Origin of the sequence: Acidisoma sp. L85, assembly GCF_009765865.1 — a bacterium.
GTDB lineage: Bacteria > Pseudomonadota > Alphaproteobacteria > Acetobacterales > Acetobacteraceae > Acidisoma.
Genome location: NZ_LMUQ01000061.1, coordinates 259,305 through 277,882, shown reverse-complemented (window position 1 = coordinate 277,882; position 18,578 = coordinate 259,305). Strand labels below are relative to the sequence as shown.

Annotated in this window: 21 protein-coding genes and 1 pseudogene; 15 read left to right on the top strand and 7 right to left on the bottom strand. The window is 63.9% G+C overall.

Annotated elements, in window-relative coordinates:
• Window positions 1-4 precede the first annotated feature (4 nt).
• Window positions 5-973 (top strand): hypothetical protein, encoded by a 969-nt coding sequence (locus GSQ83_RS19685; RefSeq protein WP_158804575.1) that lies wholly within the window; start codon window positions 5-7, stop codon window positions 971-973.
• On the opposite strand, the gene xth is transcribed toward GSQ83_RS19685, so the two are convergent.
• Window positions 970-1,815, bottom strand: a complete 846-nt coding sequence (gene xth / locus GSQ83_RS19680) for an exodeoxyribonuclease III (RefSeq protein ID WP_158804574.1) — start codon at window positions 1,813-1,815, stop codon at window positions 970-972. The two genes, GSQ83_RS19685 and xth, sit on opposite strands and share 4 nt — an antisense overlap.
• A 30-nt stretch (window positions 1,816-1,845) precedes the next feature.
• Window positions 1,846-2,232, bottom strand: coding sequence for an ester cyclase (locus GSQ83_RS19675; protein ID WP_158804573.1), 387 nt, complete (start codon window positions 2,230-2,232; stop codon window positions 1,846-1,848).
• A gap of 228 nt (window positions 2,233-2,460) precedes the next feature.
• Between GSQ83_RS19675 and GSQ83_RS19670 the strand changes: the two genes are divergently transcribed.
• A complete protein-coding gene (locus tag GSQ83_RS19670; protein WP_158804572.1) occupies window positions 2,461-3,165 on the top strand; it encodes a CBS domain-containing protein in 705 nt (234 codons plus the stop codon).
• A gap of 136 nt (window positions 3,166-3,301) precedes the next feature.
• Here GSQ83_RS19670 and GSQ83_RS19665 read toward each other — a convergent pair whose 3' ends face one another.
• Both GSQ83_RS19665 and GSQ83_RS19660 read right to left on the bottom strand, forming a co-directional pair.
• On the bottom strand, window positions 3,302-3,865 hold the full coding sequence (locus tag GSQ83_RS19665) for a methylated-DNA--[protein]-cysteine S-methyltransferase (protein WP_158804571.1): 564 nt from the start codon (window positions 3,863-3,865) through the stop codon (window positions 3,302-3,304).
• 20 nt (window positions 3,866-3,885) lie between these two features.
• Window positions 3,886-4,509 (bottom strand): pyridoxamine 5'-phosphate oxidase family protein, encoded by a 624-nt coding sequence (locus tag GSQ83_RS19660; protein ID WP_158804570.1) that lies wholly within the window; start codon window positions 4,507-4,509, stop codon window positions 3,886-3,888.
• A gap of 132 nt (window positions 4,510-4,641) precedes the next feature.
• Here GSQ83_RS19660 and GSQ83_RS19655 point away from each other — a divergent pair, with 132 nt between their 5' ends.
• Both GSQ83_RS19655 and GSQ83_RS19650 read left to right on the top strand, forming a co-directional pair.
• Complete coding sequence (locus GSQ83_RS19655; protein ID WP_158804569.1) at window positions 4,642-5,547, top strand: LysR family transcriptional regulator; 906 nt, start codon at window positions 4,642-4,644, stop codon at window positions 5,545-5,547.
• Window positions 5,548-5,620: 73 nt separating this feature from the next.
• Window positions 5,621-5,974 carry an ArsC family reductase gene (locus tag GSQ83_RS19650; RefSeq protein ID WP_158804568.1) on the top strand — a complete coding sequence of 118 codons (354 nt, stop codon included), beginning with the start codon at window positions 5,621-5,623 and terminating at the stop codon, window positions 5,972-5,974.
• 3 nt (window positions 5,975-5,977) lie between these two features.
• Here the strand turns inward: GSQ83_RS19650 and GSQ83_RS31425 are convergent, their stop codons facing one another.
• Window positions 5,978-6,199: a peptide deformylase gene (locus GSQ83_RS31425; RefSeq protein ID WP_371418043.1), complete on the bottom strand. Its 222-nt coding sequence runs from the start codon at window positions 6,197-6,199 to the stop codon at window positions 5,978-5,980.
• Window positions 6,200-6,285: 86 nt separating this feature from the next.
• Window positions 6,286-6,474 (bottom strand): annotated as a pseudogene (locus GSQ83_RS31420) (peptide deformylase); the annotation flags it as partial.
• Between the two features lie 69 nt (window positions 6,475-6,543).
• Between GSQ83_RS31420 and GSQ83_RS19640 the strand changes: the two are divergent.
• Entirely contained in the window at window positions 6,544-7,260 is a 717-nt protein-coding gene (locus GSQ83_RS19640) for an SCO family protein (protein WP_158804567.1), read from the top strand.
• A gap of 133 nt (window positions 7,261-7,393) precedes the next feature.
• Entirely contained in the window at window positions 7,394-7,666 is a 273-nt protein-coding gene (locus GSQ83_RS19635; RefSeq protein WP_158804566.1) for a hypothetical protein, read from the top strand.
• On the opposite strand, the gene GSQ83_RS19630 is transcribed toward GSQ83_RS19635, so the two are convergent.
• Entirely contained in the window at window positions 7,663-8,418 is a 756-nt protein-coding gene (locus GSQ83_RS19630) for a tRNA1(Val) (adenine(37)-N6)-methyltransferase (protein ID WP_158804565.1), read from the bottom strand. The genes GSQ83_RS19635 and GSQ83_RS19630 overlap by 4 nt on opposite strands.
• Window positions 8,419-8,679: 261 nt before the next feature.
• Here GSQ83_RS19630 and GSQ83_RS19625 point away from each other — a divergent pair, with 261 nt between their 5' ends.
• The 9 genes from GSQ83_RS19625 (at window position 8,680) to rfaD (ending at window position 18,569) form a co-directional block, all read left to right on the top strand.
• The gene (locus tag GSQ83_RS19625; RefSeq protein WP_158804858.1) at window positions 8,680-9,618 is read left to right on the top strand and encodes a polyprenyl synthetase family protein; all 939 of its coding nucleotides are present in this window, start codon (window positions 8,680-8,682) and stop codon (window positions 9,616-9,618) included.
• Window positions 9,619-9,686: 68 nt separating this feature from the next.
• A complete protein-coding gene (dps, locus tag GSQ83_RS19620) occupies window positions 9,687-10,187 on the top strand; it encodes a DNA starvation/stationary phase protection protein Dps (protein WP_158804564.1) in 501 nt (166 codons plus the stop codon).
• 169 nt (window positions 10,188-10,356) lie between these two features.
• Complete coding sequence (gene cydD / locus GSQ83_RS19615) at window positions 10,357-12,066, top strand: thiol reductant ABC exporter subunit CydD (protein ID WP_158804563.1); 1,710 nt, start codon at window positions 10,357-10,359, stop codon at window positions 12,064-12,066.
• Window positions 12,063-13,691, top strand: coding sequence for a thiol reductant ABC exporter subunit CydC (gene cydC / locus GSQ83_RS19610; RefSeq protein ID WP_158804562.1), 1,629 nt, complete (start codon window positions 12,063-12,065; stop codon window positions 13,689-13,691). Before cydD ends, cydC begins: the two co-directional genes overlap by 4 nt.
• A gap of 63 nt (window positions 13,692-13,754) precedes the next feature.
• Window positions 13,755-14,183 carry an OmpA family protein gene (locus tag GSQ83_RS19605; RefSeq protein WP_158804561.1) on the top strand — a complete coding sequence of 143 codons (429 nt, stop codon included), beginning with the start codon at window positions 13,755-13,757 and terminating at the stop codon, window positions 14,181-14,183.
• Between the two features lie 118 nt (window positions 14,184-14,301).
• Window positions 14,302-14,700: a septum formation initiator family protein gene (locus GSQ83_RS19600; protein ID WP_158804560.1), complete on the top strand. Its 399-nt coding sequence runs from the start codon at window positions 14,302-14,304 to the stop codon at window positions 14,698-14,700.
• A gap of 160 nt (window positions 14,701-14,860) precedes the next feature.
• Complete coding sequence (locus GSQ83_RS19595; protein WP_158804559.1) at window positions 14,861-16,369, top strand: PfkB family carbohydrate kinase; 1,509 nt, start codon at window positions 14,861-14,863, stop codon at window positions 16,367-16,369.
• 5 nt (window positions 16,370-16,374) lie between these two features.
• Window positions 16,375-17,589, top strand: a complete 1,215-nt coding sequence (locus GSQ83_RS19590) for an AGE family epimerase/isomerase (RefSeq protein WP_158804558.1) — start codon at window positions 16,375-16,377, stop codon at window positions 17,587-17,589.
• A complete protein-coding gene (gene rfaD / locus GSQ83_RS19585) occupies window positions 17,586-18,569 on the top strand; it encodes an ADP-glyceromanno-heptose 6-epimerase (protein WP_158804557.1) in 984 nt (327 codons plus the stop codon). Before GSQ83_RS19590 ends, rfaD begins: the two co-directional genes overlap by 4 nt.
• The last annotated feature ends 9 nt before the right edge of the window (window positions 18,570-18,578 follow it).

Sequence of the window (18,578 nt, the reverse complement as noted above, 5' to 3'; positions counted from 1 at the left end):
CGGCGTGCGCCGGGGCGATGGGGGCTGGCAGCAGCTTAGGGCCGCCGCTACTGTGGTTGTGTTTGCGGTGGCGTCTTACCTGCCTGCGACGGCCAGTGGTTGCGACAGCACCGCCTCCTGCTCCGCGACCGCGACCTCCGCAGCGGGCGACGACGCCTCCGAGCCGATCCACTTCTTCGGCGACACCTCGCATCTACAGGCAACGTCAGACCAGGTGAGTCTCGCGAGCCAACCCGGTCCCCTGCCGATCTCCATCTCCGGCAATATCCAGAGCTGGACGAGCGGACCAGCGCTAAGCGATCTGTACACCGAAGCTGCCCAGGGCTTCTACCGGATCAACGAAAGCTGGAAGATTCTCGGCCAGGAACTCTACCAGCAACAGGGCTCGATCACCCTTGCTAACTTTGTTGGCGGGTTCAATTACAAGCCCAACGACGACATCAGCCTCAACGTCACCGCGGGCGTAGGTGTCCATGCCCTCTACACCTATCAGTGGAGCACGTATATATCGCCGCAGTATGTTTTGCCCTGGAGCTTCGAGGGCAAGAAGCGAGTTGCGCTTGAGGCCGATACCACCTTCGAGAACTACGTTCGGGGCAATTTTTCTCAGGTCATGCCGAAACTCGATCTCGATGTCGCCGCCTGGTTGCCGCAGCTACAAATCGGCTACGCTTTTGGTAACTTCGAGAACATCACACCAATCAGCGCCACGCAATATTACCAGCCGCAAACGATTCGCGGCGTTACGCTCATAGCCGTGCTCCATCCTCTTGACCAGGTGTACATCGTGGCATCTTACCTGCCCGCAAATCGCAACTATACCGCCGGGAGCTATGTGCGTCAGAACAGCTTCGGTGGCACCATCCATTGGAACCTCAATGCGGCTCTTCGGCTCTCCGCCTACGGAGAGGACACCTGGTATCAGGGCGGCAGCGACAGAGCGCTGGGCGGCGGCATAAGTCTGGCGTTTTAGGATTTGCGCGGAGATCCTCGATGCCGGGTCTTTCCGGTCGCGTCGGGACCGCGTGAAGCCGTCCTCTCGTCATCCTCAAGTTCTATCCATGTCGGCGCATGGTCGCTCGCTTTTTCCCAGCCTCTGACTTCACGGTCTACATTGGCGCTGATGAGGCGCTTCTTGAGCGACGGACTCAAGAGCAAATGATCAAGGCGGAGGCCGGCATTCCGGCTATAGGCGTTCCTGAAATAGTCCCAGAACGTGTAGATCTTTTCCTGCGGGTGCAGTACGCGGATCGCATCGGTCCAGCCTTGCTCAAGTAGTCGGCGAAAAGCGTCGCGAACTTCGGGCCGAAAGAGAGCGTCATCGACCCAGCGCTCCGGCTTATAGACGTCGAGGTCGGTCGGCATGACGTTGTAATCACCCGCGAGAACCACTGGGGCTTTGGACAGGAGCAGCTCATTGGCGTGGGCAATGAGGCGATCGAACCACCGAAGCTTGTAGTCAAACTTTGGTCCGGGCGCAGGATTGCCATTCGGCAAATAAAGGCAGCCGATGAGGACACCGCTCACAGCGCCTTCGATATAGCGGCTATGGGTGTCTTCGGGCTCTCCTGACAAGCCGCGTGCCGTCTCCACCGGCGTTTGACCGCGCGCGAGAATAGCGACGCCGTTCCAGCTCTTCTGCCCGTGCCAAATCGCTCCGTATCCGGCCTCCACCAGGGCCACGTCAGGGAATTTCTCCTGCGGCGCCTTCAATTCCTGGAGGCAGACGGCATCCGGCTTGGCTTCTTCCAGCCACCTCAAAAGCGCGGGTAGCCGCCCGTTGATCCCGTTGACGTTGAAGGTAGCAATCTTCATGGCCCAACACCCGACTGCAATAAAAACGCGCTAAAGCTGAGCTTCGATCGCCGCCCTGTCTACAATCGACCAAACCTGCGATATCTTCTCTGTCCGGAACTCATAGAATACATGTTCGGTGAACATGACTCTCTTTCCGTGCACAGCGAGACCGAGGAAGTTTGCCCTCGGGGTGCAGTCGAATTGCAAACGGCTTGCTATAAACGGGGGATCGGAGATCAAAAGCTGGATATTGAAATAAAGGTCTGGAATGTCACGAAAATCCTTCTCCAGCATCTCGCGATAACCCGCTATTCCGACGGCTCGACCATTGTGGCGAACTTCATCATGAACGAATCGTTTCAACATCGGCCAATTCTGCTCATTGAGGCATGCAATGTAATCTTGATAGACACCGGCGAGGCCGACCTCAATCATCGCAATTGCTCCCCAATAGACACGCCATTGTTCTCCCATATGCCGGAACTGGCGGCCAGCCGTGAGTGATTTTGGGAAAGCCCGCTGACGGCATAGGCGCGACATCGACAGGACATAATTGCTCGCCTAACCTATCGCGATATCCGCCAATCCGGCGCCACAGGCATCCTCCTTCTACCAGGTTTTCTCGTTGCCAAGACGACCGGATGATGAAAGGGAGCTGGGCCGATGAAAGCCGGCGATATCATGACGCGGCGCGTTCTGACGATAGGATCACTTGCGTCGATTGACGCCGCCATCGACATCATGGTGGTCAACCGGGTAAGCGGCATTCCAGTGGTCGCAAGCGATGGCAAACTCGTCGGCATCCTGACGCAGGGCGACCTGTTGCGGAGGGTCGAGACAGGCACTAGCGACCGCCATCTCAGCCTCCTGAGTTTGCTGATCGGCCCCAGGGACAGGGCGGCGGATTATGTGCGCACGCATAGCCGCCGCGTCGATGACATCATGACCGCGCAGGTCGTCACCGTCACCGAGGAGACGCCGCTCAGCGAGGTCGTGGATCTTATGGAGAAGCACCGTATCCGGCGGGTTCCTGTGGTCCAAGGCGATCGCCTCATGGGTGTTCTGAGCCGCGCGGATCTCGTTGCGGCGCTAGGTCGCAGACTTGCCGAACTTCCACTCGCGGGCACGAGTGACGAGGACATCGAGGCGAGACTTGCCGCCCAGCTGCATGGGATTCCCGGTTTGGAAGACAGTTCCGTCATCTGCCAAACACGAGGTGGCGTGGTAACGCTCAGCGGCGTCATCCATGACCAGCGGTTGCGCGGAGCCATTCGTGTGGCGGTGGAAAACCTTGCCGGGGTCGTCGCTGTCGATGACCATATGGTCTTCGTGGAACCGCTCATGGCGTCATTCGGGCCGAATCGCTAAAGCATCATCCGGTCGACCTTGCTCTTCGATCGGATAAGATGCTCGCCAAAACAAAGAGCTAGAGCTTTCCTCCGAATCACTTCGACCGGAAAAAAGCTCTACACGACGTCTGGCTCGGCCAGGCCGCTTTTCCTAGTCAAAGCCCAAGCGATCGCTGGGCAGGCGGCGGCGGCCCGAGATGTATGCCCTCCAGTTCCAGCATACGGATCTTCGCGACCGAGCCGCCCGGTGCCGAAAAGCCACCGACCTTGCCGCCGGCGGACAAAACACGGTGGCACGGGATGATCAAGGGCACCGGATTGTTCGCCATGGCCTGGCCAACGTCGCGCGCGGCCTCGGGCCCGGCACCCACTTCTTTCGCCAAGGTGCCATAGGTGGTCGTATGGCCCCACCCGACCTGTCGCGCGGCGGCATAGATCCGCGAGTAGAACTCCTCCTGGCCATCCAGCACGAGCCGGATATCGCCGAAATCGACCTGTTTGCCCTCGAAGTAGCGCTGCACGGCCGCGATCGCCTCAAGCACCTTCGTCGGGGGCGAGCCAGCTTTGGCGCCCTGCAGACGGCGCAACACATTGCCCTCCGTCACTTTAGCGCTTCGAGCCGGCAACTGGAACCGCGTGATCCCGGCGCTATTCCAAGCGATGCCACAAAAACCGCTCGCGGTTTCGAATATCAGATACTCGTGTATTGTGCGGTTCATGATCTGCGCTCCAAGCTCAATCAGGCGGCGCCGGCAACTTGTGCCCGAAGTATCTGGTTTTCGGACTCCAGGGCGGCGATCCTTTCATGCAGTGGCGACAAAGCGCTCTCAATTTCAGGCACGGTGAAGCGCGGCGTGATGTGTTGCGGGCAGTTCCAGTCGAAAGTCTCGAGGTGTAGCAGAAACGCACGCTCAGGTTTTCCTTTGTAGCCCGGAACGATAAGGCGCTCTGCGAGAGCGGGCTCGTCACGAATATCACGCGTTTCCATATGCGCCAGGATTTTGAGGCGGCCGCGATTCGGATAGTCTACCAGGATCAGCGCGACCCGGTCGTCCGCCGCGACGTTGCCAAGACTAATATACTGCCGGTTGCCGCGAAAATCAGCGAAGCCAAGGGTTTTATCGTTGAGGACCTTCAGGAAGCCGCGCGGACCCCCCCGATGCTGCACATAGGGCCAGCCATTCTCCGTAACCGTCGCCATGTAGAAGCTGTCCCGCTCGCCGATGAAGGCTGTTTCGCTCTCCGTGAATCGATCGGATGCGCGGTCGCCGCTAAATTGCTCCCACATTCCCAGGCTGCCATTCGCCGCCTGGGCGGCGCGGACGCTTGGTGTCGAGACCATATCGAGGAACCCATAGGGCATTCGGTCACTCCACATTCCGCGGGCGAGTGCTTGTTCAGGCGACGCCCCAACTCTTCAGTCAAGTGGGATCATGCGCGAGGCGCGATAATAGGCCTGATTGACAAGACATTATTGCCAATGCAGCAATAGCCGATGGACCGCCTTGGCGCCATGCGGATCTTCGTCGCCGTCGCAACGCTCGGAAGCTTCGCGGAGGCGGCGCGGCAGAAGCGGCTATCGCCCTCGGTCGTCACGCGGTCGATCGCGCAGCTCGAGGATGAGCTCGGCCTGACGCTGCTGAGCCGGACGACCCGATCGGTCGGTGTCACCGAACGCGGCAGGATCTACCTGGAAAGCTGCCAGCAGATTTTGGCCGATATCGACGACGCCGAGCGAAGAGTTCGCGGCGAGAACGCAGAACCTCGGGGCGAATTGAAAGTCACGGCTCCGATTGTCTTCGGTCGCCTCCATGTGCTGCGAGTCATCGACCGCCTCTTGCGCCAGCACCAGGCTTTGTCGATTAGGCTCACTTTGTCCGATCGCAACCTCCATCTCGTGGAAGAAGGCATCGATGTCGCGGTTCGTATCGGCGAGCTTGCCGATAGCAATCTGATCGCGGTGAGGCTTGGTGTCGTCAGCCGCGTCCTGGTCGCCAGCCCCGCCTATTTGGAGCAACATGGCATTCCGCTTTCCCCGGCGAAACTTGCCGACCACGACATCATTGCTTTCGAGAACGTCAATGCCACCAATGAATGGCGCTTCAGCGCTGGCGAGGCACTCGTGCGGGTAAAGCCCCGCCTGGCCGTAAACAACGCCGATACCGCAATCGCGGCCGCGGAGGCCGGTATGGGGATCACGCGTGCGCTTTCCTATCAGGTCCAGGAGTCCGTGATGGCCCGTCGCCTGATCCGGATCCTCCAAAGCTTCGCGCCGCCGCCGATACCGGTGAGCGCCGTCTATCCGGCGCGGCGAATAGCCTCAGCCAGTCTCACGACATTTGTCCGAACCGCACGGGACCAGTTCAAAATCCACCCGCTCGTGCCCGTCGAGGACTGGTAGTATCGCGCACTGAGAACTCGTCGGAATCGCGCTTTTGCGACGGGCAACATGGTAGGGCAGGGGTCAAAGACTGATGGCCAAGCCGGTCAAGATTTACGGCATCAAGAATTGCGACACGATGAAAAAGGCGCGCGCCTGGCTCGAAGGCCACGACGTCGCCTACACATTCCACGATTATAAGCTGCAAGGCGTGGAGCGGCGCAAGCTGGAGGGCTGGGCTCGTGAGGCCGGATGGGACAGGCTGCTCAACCGAGCCGGCACGACCTTCCGCAAGCTTCCCGACACGGACAAGGCGGACCTCGACGAGACGAAGGCGGTCGCTCTGATGCTGGCCCAGCCTTCCGTGATCAAGCGCCCCGTTCTGGAAGGTGGCGGCCAACTGATCATAGGGTTCAAGCCCGAGATCTATGCGGCGGCGTTTCCCTAGAACTCATAATGCACGACGCAGCTTCCCGAAGCGCTTGATCAGCCGGTCTCGCCTCAGCCGGGACAGTCTGTAGAGCCAGAAAATGCCGTCGAGTTGGTCGATTTCGTGCTGCAGGCAGACCGCCAAAAGCCCTGTGGCTTCAGCCACCTCGCCGCGGCCAGCCAGATTCCGGTAGCGCAGCCGAATGCGGGAAGGACGCTCGACGTCATCCGTGACGCCAGGCATTGAAACGCTGCTTTCGGGTAGCGGACCAACTCGGCGGAAACCCAGTCGATCTGGGGATTGACGTAGAAGCAGGCCGTCTTGCTGGGCAGTTCGATAACAGCTAGGCGGCGCGGAACGCCGATATGCAGCGCCGTTATGCCGATGCCGGGCGCCGCGCGCATCGTCTCAAGCAGGTCATTCGCGAGCGAGCGAAGCTCGGCGTCGAATGAGTTGACACGCTCCGCCACCGCCCGGAGGCCTGAATGCGGGAAGCCCAGGATCTCACGTACAGCCATGAGGAAAGCTCCGCATACGGTTGGCTCCATGTCGCGTATAATTCCTAAGAATTTGGTTGAGGATTATTCGTGGCGGATAAGGGCGACGAGCTACCCGGGGGGGGGCCGAAGGGCGCAGGCGATCAGCTGATCCGGGCGTTGCGCTGGTTCGGTGTTGGCCTGCTCGGTCTTGTACTGATCGGCGCCTTCGGTGCGCTGGTCTTTGGCGGCTGGGCAACACGACTGGAACAGGATGCCGGCTTCGTCTCGCCCACCACGGGGGATTCCGCCCTCGCGGGGGTGCCGATCGGCGGACCCTTCTCGCTGACGAATGCCTCAACCGGGGCTGCTGTCACCGACAAGAGCTTCCATGGCAAATGGATGCTGGTCTACTTCGGCTATACCTTCTGCCCGGATGTCTGCCCGACTGATTTGCAACGCATCGTCGCCGCGTTGCAGCAGATGGGCAAGGCGGGCGACAAGGTCGTGCCGATCTTCATCACGGTCGATCCGGCCCGCGATACACGAGAAGCACTGGCCCGGTATGTCGCCCTCTTTAGCCCAAGGCTCATCGGTCTCACAGGAAGCCAGGAGGCGGTTGATCGGGTGGTTTCCGCGTATCGCGTCTATGTCCAGAAAGTGCCCGCCGCGACCTCCGGGGCACCCTATGCCGTCAATCACTCCGCCTTTATCTATCTGATGGACGAAAAGGGCCGTCTCGCTGGAGTGTTCCCGCCCGGTCTGTCCCCGACGGTTCTCGCTCAGGCCTGGCGCAAAACCCTTGGCAGGGATGGATCCAGCATCTAGAAGATCATTTATGACCAACGTCTCAACGGACGTGTTTTTAGTTACCTAGTTAATTTGAGCCTCGTATATCGTGGATCCGCCGCCCCAGACGGGAATCGGCCTAAAATTTTCAGCGAGAGGTCTTGGAAAGCCCGTGACGGAAGATCTTCAGGAGCTGGTTCAAATTGGGGTTCGGGGCGAAGCCCCGCGTTATACTCGCCGGCTGACCGACAAGGTTCTGATCGCTTTCCACCAAGCCTGCGACCAGCAGGAGTTTGAGGTGGCGCAACAGCTCCTCCAGGTTCTTGAAACAATGCTAACGCGGCGCCCGCGCCAGGTAGAGGCCAATCGGCGCCGCTCCATGGAGACCTTGGTCGCCGCGCATGAGCGACTCTGGCACCTGCGACATCCGACCAACCGCTTCTAGTCGAGGGCCAGCCCTGCGCCCCCGCGCAGGATCGCCTCAGCCGCTTCGGTGTAGCGAGAGTCACCGTCGCGGTGGAGGACGAGGCCGGGGAGCAGCCGGAACTCGCTGCGATCGTCGAGGCGCGCCTGCAGGATGACGATGCGGCTAGTCTGACCGGATCGCGGCCAGAGCGGCAACAACCGTGCGCCCCCGCAATTCGAGGCAGTCAGGGCGGCGAGCGCGGCGGGCGTCGCGGCGGAAGGCAGGATGAGCGTGATGCTGCCGCGCGGGCGTAGACGGCGAGACAACGCGCTGATCCACGCCTCCAACTCCCCTTTGCGCGCCATTTTCGCGGCCCGTCGCAATGGTTCAGCGGGCACGGTGCCCGCATCATCGTGCCACGGCGGATTGGCCATGGCATGGTCAAACAGCGCGTCAATCCATTCTGGACGCGATATTTCTTCTTCTTCTTCCCGCCTGATGTCGCTGCAGGATACACGAAGCCCATCATAGCCGTTGGCATCAAGGTTGGCCGTCGCGAGGGAGGCCATCTCGGGCATGATCTCGACGCCCCAACCGACCAGTCCCGAAACACGGTGCGCGAGGCACAGCAGCCCGGCACCCGCACCCGTGCCGCCCTCCAGCACCGCCTGACCCGGCTGAGCCTGGACCGCGGCCGCCATCAGCACCGGCTCGATCCCGGTGCGATAGCCTTGTCGCGGCTGATCGTAGCGGACCGCGCCGCCGAGCAGATGGCCTTGGCTTGCCTCCAAATCCCGTATGCTCCTAAACGCGGCTCTGCACCGGTCTCCCGTGCATGGCCAAGTGTTGCGCGTTCGCCTGTGGGGCGGTAGCGGTCCGGCGCGAATTATGCGATCCCGCTAGCGATCGCAGGAGCGCGCATTGCCGCTGGGCCGCGCGTCACGAAGGGATCAAGCTTGGGCGTTCTGGCCACCGCATCGTCTTCCCGCGAACCCGCCCTTGCCGAAGGGCCGGACGCGCTCGCGACTCTGCTGGCGAGCCTCCATGAGGATATGGAAGCCTGCAACCGCGCGATCGTCGCCCGGATGGATAGTCCCGTCGCGCTCATACCGCAGCTGGCGGCGCATATCGTGGCCGCGGGCGGCAAGCGGCTGCGCCCTTTGCTCACACTCGCGGCGGCCCGGCTATGCGGCTACCAGGGCGGACAGCGGCATGTGAATCTCGCGGCCTGTGTCGAATTCATCCATACCGCGACCTTGCTGCATGACGATGTGGTGGATGAAAGCCGGCTGCGCCGTGGCCTGGCCTCCGCCAATGCCGTCTTCGGCAACAAGGCCCCCGTCCTCGTCGGCGATTTCCTGTTCACGCGCGCCTTCCAGCTCATGATCGAGGACGGCTCGCTCTCCGTCCTTCAAATCCTCTCCCATGCCGCTGCGACCATTGCCGAAGGCGAGGTGTTGCAGCTTGTCACGCAGCATGACCTGGCGACGACCGAGGAACGCTACCTGGAGGTCGTTCGTGGCAAGACCGCGGCCCTGTTTGCTGCCGCCTGCGAGGTCGGCGCGGTGGTCGCCGGCCGGCCGCCGGCGGAGGAGAATGCTCTCGCGACTTACGGCATGGACCTTGGCATTGCCTTCCAGCTTGTCGATGACGCCCTCGACTACGCGGCCGATGAGCGGGTTCTCGGCAAGACGGTCGGCGATGATTTCCGCGAAGGCAAGATCACCTTGCCGATCCTGATCGCCTACGCCGCCGGCAATACTGAGGAACGGGCTTTCTGGTCACGCACCTTGGAGGTGGGCGAACAGACCGAGGCGGATCTGCCGCGCGCGATGGAGCTGCTTGCGCGCCATGACGCGATCGCCGCCACCCTCGGCCGCGCCGCTCGTTTCGTCCGCAGCGCGCAGGATGCGCTCGATATCTTCCCCCATTCCGAGATGCGCCAAGCCCTCATCGACGTCGCGGCATACACGGTCGACCGAGCCTCCTGACCCTGACGGATTGACGGCTGCAGAGGGCAGCTTACCTGCATAGGCTCCAAAACAAGCAGGAGCGAAGCATGGCTGACGCCGCGACCAAGCCGCACAAGACGCGCAACAATCTCGACAGCAACGCGAAGAAGGTGGCGATCGCGATCCTCAACGAGCGTTTGGCGGACTCGATCGACCTCGCGCTCATTACCAAGCAGGCCCATTGGAACCTCAAGGGCCCGCGCTTCATCATGATCCACGAGATGCTGGACGGGTTCCGCGACACGATCGACGAGCATGTCGACATCATTGCCGAGCGGGTGGTGCAGCTCGGCGGCACCGCGATCGGCACCAGCCAGGCGGCCAACGATTCCAGCCTCAAGCCCTATCCGACGAACATCTACAAGATCGAGGATCACTTGGCGGCGCTGATCGAGCACTATGCGGCGGTCGCCAATTCCGTCCGCAAGGCGATCGACGACACGGATGAGGCGGGTGACGCCGACACGGCCGATATCTTCACCGCCTTTTCCCGCGACCTCGACAAGTCGCTGTGGTTCCTGGAGGCCCACGTCCAGGAACCTGCCTGACGATCTGCCGGGGCGGCACTTATGAACGCGAGACGCGCTAAATGCGCCTCGCGTTCAAGCTTAGCGCTCCGGCGTGAGCCGTCATCCCACACGGCGGGACCGAGTGTCGCGCAACTGGCACCGCTGAGGCGCTTCGCAGCCGCCTCGGGGCGCGCTATGTCCGCCTCCGATGGATGTGACGAAGAAAGCGGCGACCACCTGGCTGAAGCAGCAGGGCAGCCTCGGCCGCCGTGCGGCCGCCGGAGCTATCCTGCTCGGTCTGTTCGGTATTCTTCTCGCGATCATCCAGGCGGGCGTCGCCGCGTTCCTGTTGCGCGGACTCATCAAGCCCTCTGGCACGCCACTCATCACGCTCGGTCTGTTGTTCGGCTTGCTGGCACTCGCCCGCGCCGCGCTCTCAGTGCTCGCCGACAGTGCGGCCTTCACGGCGGGTGCGGCGGGACGGCGGCGGCTTCGCAGCGAGATTCTGGGCCGGCTGCTGTCCATCGGCCCAAGCCTATTGAGGCACGAGCATAGCGCTACGCTGAGCAGCATCGTCGTCGATAAGATCGAGGCGCTCGACGGCCTCTTCGCACGCTGGATTCCAGCGGCAACGCTTGCCATCGCAGGCCCCGTTCTCGTGCTCCTCGCCACTTTGATCGCGGACCCGTTGTCCGCTCTGATCCTCGCTCTGTGCGGGCTCTTCGTACCAGTCGGCATGGCGGCCGCGGGCATCGGCGCGGCGGCGGCTTCGCGATCCCAGATGCAGGCGATGACGCGGCTTCAGACGCGCTTCGTGGACCGTATGCGCGGCATCGGCACAATAGTCCTCGCCGGCCGCGCCGAATCGGAGGCCGAGGCGCTGAAGCTCGCAGCTGACGACCTGCGCCGGCGCACGATGCGCGTGCTGCGGGTCGCCTTTCTCTCCTCCGCCGCGCTCGACTGCGCCGCCGCCGTCGCTCTTGTGGCGATTGCGATCGAACAGGGACGCAGCCTGCTCACCCCAGGAGACGCGCCGGGCATCGCCCGCGCCTTGTTCCTGCTCCTCCTCGTCCCGGAATTCTTTGCCCCGCTTCGTGCCTTCGCGCTTGCCTATCAGGATCGCATGAGCGGTCTCGCGGCGGCCGAGGCGGTGGTGGCGCTGCCCCCAACAACACAAGACGGAGCCGAAAGGGGCATCGAGCCGCCCGCGACCGCACCACAGACCGTCGCGGCCCATGGCATCAGCATCGCTTTCGAGGACGTCCACCTGAGTTGGGACAAGGCGCGCGGCAAGGCGCTCGACGGCGTCACATTCCGGCTGCCGGCTGGCGGCACGCTGATCCTGGCCGGCCCATCGGGCGCCGGGAAGTCCACGGTGATCGAAATCCTGCTCGGCTTCGTGCGGCCCGACTCGGGCAAGGTGCTGCTCAACGGCATCGAGATTTCCAGCATCGTTCCGCAGGCGCTGGCGCGGCTGACCGCCTGGATCGGTCAACGCCCGGTGCTCTTCGCCACCTCAATCCGCGAAAACATCCGCTTCGCCCGGCCGGAGGCCAGCGCCGAGGAACTCGATGAAGCAATCCGCCTCGCCCATGTCGAGAGCTTTGTCGCCGACCTGCCGGATGGCCTGGACACCTTGATCGGTGAGGGTGGCTACGGCCTTTCGGGCGGTCAGGCCCAGCGGGTCGCCATCGCCCGCGCCTTCCTCAAGAACGCGCCGCTACTGCTACTCGACGAACCGACGGCCCATCTCGACCCGGCGACCGAGGCCGAGGTGCTCGACAGCCTTAACCGTCTGGCACTCGGGCGCACGGTGATCATGGTGAGCCACTCCGCTCAGGCGCATCTCCTTAGTGGCCGCAGGCTCAATATCGTGGCTGGACGGCTTCAGCAGGGCGAGCGGAGCGGCGTCGCATGACCGAAATCCTCCGCATCTTTGCCTTGTGGCGCGGCCGGTTCGGTTGGATGGCGGCCGGCCTCGTGCTGTCGCTGCTCGCCCTCGCCGCGGGACTCGCCTTGATGGCGCTGGCGGGACGGATGACCGCGGCGGCCGTCACGCTCGGCGTCCTGGCGGCGCCGATCCTGCTGCGTCTGACGGGTGTCGCGCGGGTGGTGCTGCGTTATCTCGAACGCATCATCACGCATGAGGCAACTTTTCGAGCGCTTGCCGACCTGCGGCTGTGGTTCTTCCGCAACCTTGCCGCCGGCGCGGCTGGAGGCCTCGGGTTCCGCCGCAGCGGCGATGTCCTGTCCCGGCTGGTGAGCGACGTCGAGGCGCTGGACGGTCTCTATTCCCGCATTCTCGTCCCGGTCGTGGGCGCGCTGTTGACCCTCCTGTTGCTGTTGCTCGTGCTCGGTGCCCAGGATGCGTGGCTCGCCCTCATCGTCGGCGTGCTCTTCGCGGCCGCTGCTTTCCTGCTGCCCTGGCTGGCGGCACGCGCCACCGCCGCCGCGGGTCAGCGCCTCGCTGAGGCGATCTCGGCGCTCCGGGTCAGTGTGCTGGACGCCGTGTCCGGTCTCCGCGAAGTGCGGGTCTTCGGTGCCGAGGGGCGTATGCTCGCAGCCGTGCAGGCCCGGGAAGCGAATCTGCTCGCTGCGCAGCGCCAGGTCGCCGGTTATGCGCGGCTCGCCCAGGCCGGCTCCTTCCTCTGCGCTCAGGCCGCCACCCTGGCAGTCCTGCTCGGCGCCGGCGCACCGCCCGCTGCCGCGGTGGGTGCAGCCTTCCTGACCATCGCGGCTTTCGAGGCGATCGGCGGTCTGCCGCGCGCTGGCGCCTTGGCGGGCTATGCCATCGCTAGCGCGCGGCGCGTCCTGGGCGCCGTGGCCGAACCGCTGATCGCGCCCGATCCGCCGGAGCCGGCGCCGCTGCCGCGCGAAACCGGGCTGCGCTTCGAGGGCGTCCACTTCCGTTGGCAGGAGCGCCGGGCGGCTGTGCTCGACGGCCTGACCATGGATATCGCGCCAGGCACGCGCGTCGCGATTCTCGGCCCCTCGGGCGCCGGCAAATCGACTCTGGCGGCGCTTGCCTTGCGTCTGGCGGTGCCGGAGGAGGGGCGGATCCTCCTCGGCGGGGCCGATATCGCAGGACTGAGGGCCACGGATCTGCGCTCCCGTATCGCGCTGCTGTCCCAGAACACGCATCTGTTCGACGATACGATTCGCGCGAATCTCCTGCTGGCCCGTCCCGACGCCGACGAATCGGCCCTCTGGGCGGCCTTGGACGCGGCGCAGATCGGCGACATGGTGCGGCTTCTGCCTGACCGGCTCGATAGCTGGGTAGGCGAGGGCGGGCTGCGTTTCTCAGGCGGGCAGGGCAGGCGGCTGGCGCTCGCCCGGGTGCTGCTGTCGCCAGCGATGATCGTCATTCTCGATGAGCCCGGCTCGGGCCTCGATCTGGAAACCGAGCAGGCGTTTCTGACCACGCTGAACGCGCTGGGCCGGGGGCGAACGTTTATTCTCATCGCGCATCGACTTCTCGGTGTCGAGAAGTTAGACCGGATTTGGCGCCTTTCCGGTGGTAAGGCGATTGCCGCGGCGGCTTGACGCTTGACGTGTGGCTGGCGCTCAGGCCGGAATGCCCTCAACGAAGACTCTTGGAGTGAAGACATGCCCCGCCGCGCCGCGCTGCTTGCCCTTATGCTGACCGGCCTGTCGGGCTGCGGCTATTCCAATAGTCCGACCGACTACGCCGCCCAGCAGTATCATCACGCGATTCCGAAATTCCTGGTCTTCTTCAGCCCCTGGTCTGCCACGCTCGATGCGGCCGGGCTGAAGGCGGCGAGCTCCGCCGCTGCCGCCGCGCAGGCGGATCCGAACGCCAAGGTCAATGTCATCGGATTCGCCAGCACCGTCGGGGACGTGGCGGCCAATATGGATCTGGCCCGCAACCGAGCGGCGGCGGTCGAGGCTCAACTGGTCGCGGATGGGATATCGGGTGACCGCGTCGTCACCATGTCGCGCGGCGCCACCACCTACCAGTTCACGCCACAGGAAGCGCGCCGAGTGGAGATCGACATCGTTCATGCCGGCTTCTGACGCGGGCGGCTGATACTTGCTGCGGGCAAGTGCTCGCTGTTCCGCGAACGCGCTTGCGTCGGGCACGGCGAAGAAGGCATGAAGAGCGGCAGCGCATCTCGCGCCGGAGCTGTATCCGATGTCGATGGCCGTGGCGTTTAAGCGTCGCCTCCGCGCCGCCCTGCCGCCCCTCATCTTCCTTCTGCTGGCCGGCTATTTCGGTTGGAACGCCACGCGTGGCGATCGCGGCTTGGTGGCCCAGCAGCAGGATAAGATCGATATCCAGGTCGCCCAGCTGCAGCTCGACCATGCCAATGCCGAGGAGGCACAGTGGCAGGCCCGCCTGAACGGCATGCGCGACCGGGGGCTTGATCTCGATGCGCTGGACGGGCAAGCGCGCAGCATGCTCAACCTCGTTGACCCGCGCGACCTCGTGGTGATGGTCTCGGCGGCGGATCTGGACGACGCCGCGCCGAAGCCCCTCATCAACAGTGCCGCGACTCCCGGCCCAGCGGCAAAGGCCAATCCCGGGCAATAGGCGCGGCATTAACGGCTGCCGTCCCACCGACGAAGAGACTGTTATGAACGCGGATCGTTCCGCTTCGTCTTCATTTAATGTTCAGACTGCGGCGCTACCCTCTGGCGAAGCCGGAAGGACGCAACCTCCGGCTGCTTCGCCGCAGGAGGCACCGCCCGTCATGAGCAAACCGATCGCAGATATTCTCCTGGCGATGCCGGGGAAGTGTGTCCTCGTGGTCGGCGACCTCATGCTGGACCGTTTCGTCTATGGCCGCACGGACCGGGTGTCCCCAGAAGCGCCGTCCCTCATCCTGGCCGCTGAGCGGCAGGAGCAGATGCTGGGCGGTGCGGCGAACGTCGCACGCAATGTGGTGGCCCTGGGCGCTGAATGCCGGCTGGTGGGCTTGGTCGGCACCGATATCACGGCGCGCGATCTGGCCGCCGAACTGGCGCTGTTCGACGGTATCCACCCGGAACTCGTGGCCGACCCCGCGCGCACAACCACGCTCAAGATCCGGCTGGTCAATCCGCAATACAACACGCATCTGCTGCGGCTGGATTGGGAGATCGCCGGTCCCGCCGAGGGGGCGGTTCTGGCGGAACTCATCGATCGGGCGGCGGGCGCGGTGCCCGGCTGTGACGCCGTCGTGTTGTCAGACTATGCCAAGGGCGTCCTGCAGCCGGAGGTGATCCGCGCTGTGGTCGAAGCGGCGGCCTCGCTCGGCATACCGGTCATCGTCGATCCCAAAGGGCGAGACTTCGAGCGCTATCGCGGCGCCACGGTCATCGCCCCGAATCTCGCGGAAGTCGCGCTGTTGCTCGGCCGCGCCGTCGCGCAAGATGATGCCGAGGTCGAGTGCGCCGCCGGCGAGATAAGTGCCGCCAGCGGCGTTTCGGCAATCGCGGTCAAGCGCAGCCAGGCCGGCGTGCAGCTTGTGGTGAATGGCCGCACGGCGGCGCGCTATCCCAGCTTTGCGCGCCGCGTGGTTGACGTTTCCGGTGCGGGGGACACGCTGGTCGCCGCGATGGCGGTGGCCATGGCGGCGGGCGCCGCTCTGCCCGAGGCCCTGCGGATCGCGAACGGCGCAGCGGGCGTCGCGGTCGCAAAAAAAGGGACTGCCTTTCCCGAAGGCGACGAACTCGCGGATCTCCTGCTGCATCGTTATGAGCATCGGGTGTCGCCCAAGATCTACCGCGAGGCGGGGCTGCTGGCCGCGCAAGTACGGTCCTGGCAGGCCGAAGGGCTATCGGTCGGTTTCACCAATGGCTGTTTCGACCTTTTGCATCCCGGCCATATCTTCAATCTCGCCGCCTGCCGCAATCGCGTCGACCGGCTTGTGCTCGCCCTCAACAGCGACGCCTCGGTGCGGCGCCTGAAAGGACCGGACCGGCCGGTGCAGGATGAGACCGCGCGCGTCACCGTCGCCGCGGCGCTGGAGGCGGTGGACGCGGTGACCGTCTTCGACAATGACACGCCGCTGGAACTCATTGCCGCGCTGCGTCCGAACGTCCTCTTCAAAGGCGGTGACTACCGGCCCGATCAGGTTGTCGGGCGCGAGGTGGTGGAGGCTTATGGCGGACGTGTCGAACTCATCGACTACGTGCCAAACACCAGCACGACGCTCATGATCAAGCGCATGGCGAAGGGAATGTCTCTGGAGCGAGAGCCGAGCCTGCAGCTGGGTTGACGGCGATGACAATTCTGTCGCCTGCCAATCGTGCGATCCTTGCGCCGGCTGCCAGCAAATTATTGTGGTGGTTGCGAGACGATGCTTGGCCGCTTTGGCTCGCTCAAGGCATCGACCGTGCCCATGCTGGTTTCCACGAGCATCTCGCACTCGACACCGTCGCCAGCACCGCCGGTTTCCGGCGGCTCCGTGTCGTAACGCGTCAGATCATCGTCTTCGCGGAGGCGGCGCGGCTCGAACATGACGGGCTGCCGCCAGCGGCTCGCATTGCCGCGCTGGAAGCGGTGTCGCTTGGCCTCGCCTTCCTCGACCGTTTCGCGCGCACCCCGACCGGTGGCTATGCCTGGCGCTTCGACCTCAAAGGTGCGGTCACGGATGCGCGGCACGACCTTTATGACCACGCCTTCGTGCTGCTCGCTCTCGCCACCGCCTACCGGGTGCTGCCATCCTCGACTCTGCGGGCGGAAGTGCAATCGCTCGACCGCTTTCTACAGGGCAAGCTGCGCCATCGCGGGCTCGCCTATCTCGAAGGCCTGCCGCCAAGCCTGCCTCGGCGGCAGAACCCGCATATGCATCTCGTGGAAGCCTATCTCGCCGCCGCCGAGGCCTTTGATGAGCCACAATTCCTCGAGCGTGCGGATGAGTTGGTGGAGGTTTTCCTCAGCCATCTCTTCCAATGGCACGAGGGCGCGCTGCCTGAATTCTACGATGACCGGCTGACCCCTCTGCGTGAAGGCGGCCGCTTCGTTGTCGAGCCGGGCCATCACGCTGAATGGGTCTGGCTGCTCGATTGGCATGGATCGCTCTGCCGCCGTCGCGGCCGCGTCCCGCCACCAGAGTCCCGTCACGCCATCCGCGCTCTGCTGCATTTCATCGACAATCATGGCCTGCATCCGGAAACCGGCGCGTTATTCGACGAGGTTTGGAGCGACGGCGCGCCACGAGCCACCGGCGCCAGGCTCTGGCCGCAAACCGAACGATTGAAAGCGGAACTCGTGCGCCCTGATGCGACCACGGCGCGCATCGGCTCCGCCTTCGCGGTGCTCGAACCTTATCTCGATATCGAGCCGCGCGGTTTATGGTACGAGCGGCGTGTGGCGGAAGGTCATTTCACGCGCGACCACGCTCCGGCCAGCAGCCTCTACCACCTGACCTGCGCCGGGGTGCTTGCCCATCGGCTGCTCGCCTCGCCACGCCACCGGGAAGGATCACCCGCATGATCGTCGTCACCGGCGGCGCCGGCTTCATCGGCTCCAACGTCGTCGCCGCTCTCAACGAAGAGGCGCGGCGGGACGTCGCGGTCTGCGACGTGCTGGGCGCCGACGGCAAATGGCAGAACCTGCGCAAACGCATCGTGCAGGACATCATTCCTCCGGCCGAGCTGCTCGCCTGGCTCGAACCCCGCAACGATATCGAGGCGGTGGTGCATATGGGCGCCAATTCCTCGACCATGGCGACCGATGCGGATGAGGTGATCGAGCGCAACTTCCGCTTCTCGCTTCGCTTGCTCGACTGGTGCACCGCGCGCCAGGTAAAACTCATCTATGCCTCTTCCGCGGCCACCTATGGCGATGGCGCGCAAGGCTTCGATGACGATATGGCGCTCAGCCACCTGCAGACCTTGCGGCCGCTCAATCTCTATGGCTGGAGCAAGCATCTTTTCGATCAGGTGGTCTCGACGCGGCGCGAAGCCGGTGATGCCTTGCCGCCACTCTGCATCGGCCTCAAGTTCTTCAACGTCTTCGGTCCGAACGAGGCGCATAAAGGCCCGATGATGAGCCTGGTCTCGAAGTATTTCGCGGCCATCAAGGCGGGCCAGACCATCGATCTCTTCCGCAGCTACCGTCCCGACTATGCCGATGGCGAGCAACTGCGGGACTTCATTTATGTCGCCGATGTCACCGACGTCATTCTCTGGCTGCTCGACCAGGAGAGCGGCGTAGGGCTGTTCAACCTCGGCAGCGGGCGGGCTCGCAGTTTCATCGATCTAACGGGCGCGATCTTCGATGCGCTCGGCCTGCCCCGCCGCATCAGCTTCGTCGAGATGCCTGACGGACTTCGCGACCGCTACCAGTATTTCACCCAAGCCGACCCAGCCCGCCTGCATGCCGCCGGCTATAACCGTCCGGCCACAGAACTGGAGGAGGCGGTGACGCATTTCGTCCGCACCTACCTCGACACCCCGGACGCCTATCGCTAACCCGCGCCC